The 1,796-nt window shown below is 34.0% G+C and carries 4 protein-coding genes; 3 read left to right on the top strand and 1 reads right to left on the bottom strand.

Annotated elements, in window-relative coordinates:
* Positions 1 to 125 (top strand): DUF2268 domain-containing putative Zn-dependent protease (locus tag PH235_RS14610; protein ID WP_443080894.1); only part of this gene is annotated, 125 nt, incomplete at its 5' end.
* A 188-nt stretch (positions 126 to 313) separates the two neighbouring features.
* Here the strand turns inward: PH235_RS14610 and PH235_RS14345 are convergent.
* Positions 314 to 763: an AraC family transcriptional regulator gene (locus PH235_RS14345; RefSeq protein ID WP_251385843.1), complete on the bottom strand. Its 450-nt coding sequence runs from the start codon at positions 761 to 763 to the stop codon at positions 314 to 316.
* A gap of 267 nt (positions 764 to 1,030) precedes the next feature.
* Between PH235_RS14345 and PH235_RS14340 the strand changes: the two genes are divergently transcribed.
* Both PH235_RS14340 and PH235_RS14570 read left to right on the top strand, forming a co-directional pair.
* Positions 1,031 to 1,582, top strand: coding sequence for a recombinase family protein (locus PH235_RS14340; RefSeq protein WP_025911944.1), 552 nt, complete (start codon positions 1,031 to 1,033; stop codon positions 1,580 to 1,582).
* Positions 1,583 to 1,617: 35 nt separating this feature from the next.
* A partial coding sequence (locus PH235_RS14570) for a DUF4158 domain-containing protein (RefSeq protein ID WP_334223646.1) occupies positions 1,618 to 1,796 on the top strand: 179 nt, incomplete at its 3' end.

The raw sequence follows: 1,796 nt of genomic DNA, 5'->3' as shown, positions 1-1,796 counted from the left end.
CTGGTTACGCAGTAGGTTATGAGGTTGTCCAGTCCTTTATGAAAAAGCAAAATAAAACGATATATGAAACAACGTTAATGTCTAGCGAAGAGATTATTAATGGATCTGGCTTATTTTCTTCCTGACGGGGCGAATATATAGTTAATAAGAAGTAAAAATACACTAGTCATTTATCCATTTAATACAATAAGAGCATGCCTTAATGAAATTTTTTTTAAACATGCTCTTTTGATCTTCTTAATCAACAACTGATGTTATTAGATAGATTAATATTTTTGTTTGAAAAATTCAGTAATTTCATACACCCGGAAAGTCATGGTTTTATTGGGACACAGATTTCGCAATAATGGTTATTTACCATATCATAAGTGTATCTTTCCAAAATAGGCTTGTTATCAATTTGATATCCAGTACTTTGTACAGATGTGAAAATTTCTGCATATGGTTTTTGGATATCTTCCGCAGTATGTTTGATTTCGTAAACAAAGTATTTACCACCAGAAATTTCACCTTCATAAATTGAATCATCCATTTGATAATCATTTGGAAGCACAATACAAGCATCATATCGACAGTTTTCAGGTAGTGTTGTCTCAGGGTTATCTTGCGGGACTGCAAATATGATTGACGATTCAAAAAGATTTTTCTCTTTAGCCCATTTTTTTAACTTCTCCATTACTTCAATATTTGCAGAACCATATGGGCCAACTCGCCGTACATAAGCGATGCGATAGTTTGGAAGTGTTTCGACTTTAAATTTCATAGATTCTCTCTTCCCTTCTTCATTTATATTTGTTTGGTACATTTTGAATGTAGCATGCTTTAAAATTATTTACATTTGAATTTTTAAAATATTATTGTCCAGAAAATCAGCAATTAATGAACACATGGTAACTAAAATAGTTTTCTACCTTTTTACCTTTTGTATATGTTCAGAAACTATGTAAATAAATCTATGTTCAGATACTACCCCTAACAGTAAGTTGTGTTACAATAAAACAGAAAAATTGAAAATCAAGGGGAGAAATTAATGAAGGTAGGATATGCTCGTGTTTCAACAGGCATTCAAAATCTTGATTTACAATTTGATGCTCTTAAGGAACATGGTTGCGAAGAAATATTTACAGATAAAATTAGTGGAGCTAAAGATAAACGACAAGGATTAGAAGATGCTCTCCGTTTTGTACGATCTGGCGACACAATAGTAGTTTGGCGCCTCGATCGATTAGGGAGAAATATGCAGCATTTAATTAAAATTGTAAATGATTTAAATGAACGAGGTATCAGTTTCCATAGCCTACAGGAAAATATTACGATGGACAAGGCTAGTGCAACGGGACAACTTATGTTTCATCTTTTTGCGGCTTTTGCTGAATTTGAACGAAATCTTATTCACGAGCGCTCGGCAGCTGGTCGTGCTGCAGCAAGAGCCAGAGGACGATTAGGTGGAAGACCAGAGAAGTTAGATAAAAAAGAATTAGAAATGCTAAAGACATTGGTGGCAAATGGGACACCCATTACGGATATTGCTCAAAGGTGGGGTATTTCCCGAACTACTGTTTATAGATATCTAGAAAAATAGAAATAAATCTATGTTTTCGAAGGGATGTGGGAAATATGGCATCAAGAGGGAAAGAATTACTTACAGCAGATCAAAGAGCAGAGTTTGTACGAATTCCATCTGATATGACTGAACGGGAACTGGAAACCTATTATACTTTTTCGCAATATGATTTGGAAGTTATTAAACGACATAGAAGAGATCATAACCGTTTGGGATTTGCTGTTCAATTATG

Origin of the sequence: Trichococcus sp. K1Tr (assembly GCF_028309625.1) — a bacterium.
GTDB lineage: Bacteria > Bacillota > Bacilli > Lactobacillales > Aerococcaceae > Trichococcus.
This window is presented reverse-complemented; position numbering and strand designations above follow the sequence as displayed.

Coding starts and splice junctions, on each gene's coding strand:
- PH235_RS14345 (WP_251385843.1), bottom strand. CDS start 763: ATGAAATTTAAAGTCGAAACACTTCCAAACTATCGCATCGCTTATGTA.
- PH235_RS14340 (WP_025911944.1), top strand. CDS start 1,031: ATGAAGGTAGGATATGCTCGTGTTTCAACAGGCATTCAAAATCTTGAT.